Origin of the sequence: Kitasatospora sp. NPDC047058, assembly GCF_040643935.1 — a bacterium.
Classification (GTDB): domain Bacteria; phylum Actinomycetota; class Actinomycetes; order Streptomycetales; family Streptomycetaceae; genus Kitasatospora.
Map to the genome: position 1 here is coordinate 1 of NZ_JBEYVJ010000760.1, position 1,899 is coordinate 1,899.

Genomic DNA, 1,899 nt, shown 5'->3' on the forward strand with positions numbered 1-1,899 from the left:
CCGCCGGCCGCGACCGCGCCGCCGCCCGCCGAACCCGAGCGCGAAACCCGGGAACTGGCCTCCCCGGCCGAGACCCTGCTGGCCCGGGTCGCCGAGGTGTGCCGGACCCGCCACCAGGGCGCCCAGATCCGCCCGGTCGCCGGCACCCCGCCGCAGCTCCTCGTCACCTGGACCGAGTCCGGCTTCGTCCGCCAGCAGCGGGTCGCCGCCTGCGTCGCCACCCCGGCCGCCGAGGACGTCGACCGCTTCGTCGACGCGGTGCACGCCGCCGGCACCGCCCCCGACGCCGAACTCGTGTACGACGGGCCTCCGCCGCCGCGCGACCTGCGCGACCGGGCCCGGCGCCGCGGTGTCCGGCTGCGCAGCTTCCTGGAGTTCCAGGGCCTGCTGGACCTGAGCGGCTACGTCGCCGCCCAGAGCGAGCGGCTCGGCACCGACGGCCAGTACCAGCCCGGCCTGTACCTGCCGCAGCGCTACCGCGACGCCGAGCGCCCCGGCGGCGCCGAACGCGAGGGCCTGGTGGACGAGATGCTCCGGCTGCTGGAGTCCGACCACGGCCGGTTCCTGCTGCTGCTCGGCGACTTCGGCCACGGCAAGACCTTCGCCCTGCGCGAGCTGGCCCGCCGCATCCCCGCCGAACTCCCGCACCTGACACCGCTGTTCATCGAACTCAGCGCACTCGACAAGGCGCACTCCTTCGACGGCCTGGTGGCCGCCCACCTGACCGCCCACGGCATCGACACCATCGACCTGCGGGCCTTCCGCTACATGCTCCGGCAGGGCCGCATCGTCCTGCTCTTCGACGGCTTCGACGAACTGCTCAACCGGGTCAGCTACGAGCGTGCCGCCGACCACCTCCAGGTGCTGCTGGACGCCGCCGTCGACAGCGCCAAGATCGTGGTCAGCAGCCGCACCCAGCACTTCAGCTCCCAGGAGCAGGTGCTCACCGCGCTCGGCGAACGGGTCGGCCTGCTCCCGCAGCGCCGCCTGCTCGCCGTCCAGGACTTCACCACCGCCCAGATCCGCGGCTACCTGGTCAACCGGTACGGCGACGAGACCGCCGCCGACCGCCGGATGCGGCTCCTGGAGGCCATCCCCGACCTGCTCGCGCTCTGCCGCAACCCGCGGCTGCTCAGCTTCGTCGCCGACCTCGACCACGACCGGCTGCGGGCGGTGGCCGGCGCCGGCCGGGCGCTCAGCGCCGCCGGCCTGTACCAGGAGGTCTTCACCGCCTGGCTGCGGTTCGAGGAGCAGCGCGGCCACGGCGGCCCGGGCGCCGCGCCCGGCCTCGGCCTGGACCAGCTCTGGGAGGCCGTCACCCTGCTCGCGCTGCGGCTCTGGGAGAGCGGCCGCAACGCGATGCCGTACGACGAACTGCTCGACATCGCCGGGGTGCTGAACGGCCTGGCGGAGACCAGGCTGCCCACCCCGCAGGTCGCCCACGCGGTCGGCTCGGGGTCGCTGCTGGTCCGCTCCGACGAGGGCATGTTCCAGTTCATCCACGGCTCGGTGGTCGAGTGGCTGGTCGCCCGGGCGGCGGCGGCCGGCCTCGGCGCGGGCGAGCCGGAGCTGCTCGCCCGGCGCCCGCTCAGCCGGCTGGCGGTCGAGTTCCTCTGCGACCTCGCCGACCACCAGGTCTGCCAGCGCTGGGCCCAGTCGGTGCTGGACGGCGGCGGCCCCGCCCCGGGCGCGGACGACACCGCGCGCGCCAACGCCGTCAAGGTGCTGGCCCGGCTGCGCGTCCCCGCGCACACCGACCTGCGCGGCGCCGCGCTGGCCGGCGAGGACCTCTCGCACCGTGACCTCTCCGGCGTCGACCTGACGCGCGCCGACCTCACCGACGCCCGGCTGCTCGGCGCCAACCTGGCGGGCGCCTCGCTGCGCGGCGCCCGCCTGGTC

General features: G+C 75.7%; 1 protein-coding gene. It reads left to right on the top strand.

The genetic code is table 11. From position 1 onward, the window contains the following. A partial coding sequence (locus ABZ885_RS40215; RefSeq protein WP_360200021.1) for a pentapeptide repeat-containing protein occupies positions 1-1,899 on the top strand: 1,899 nt, incomplete at both ends.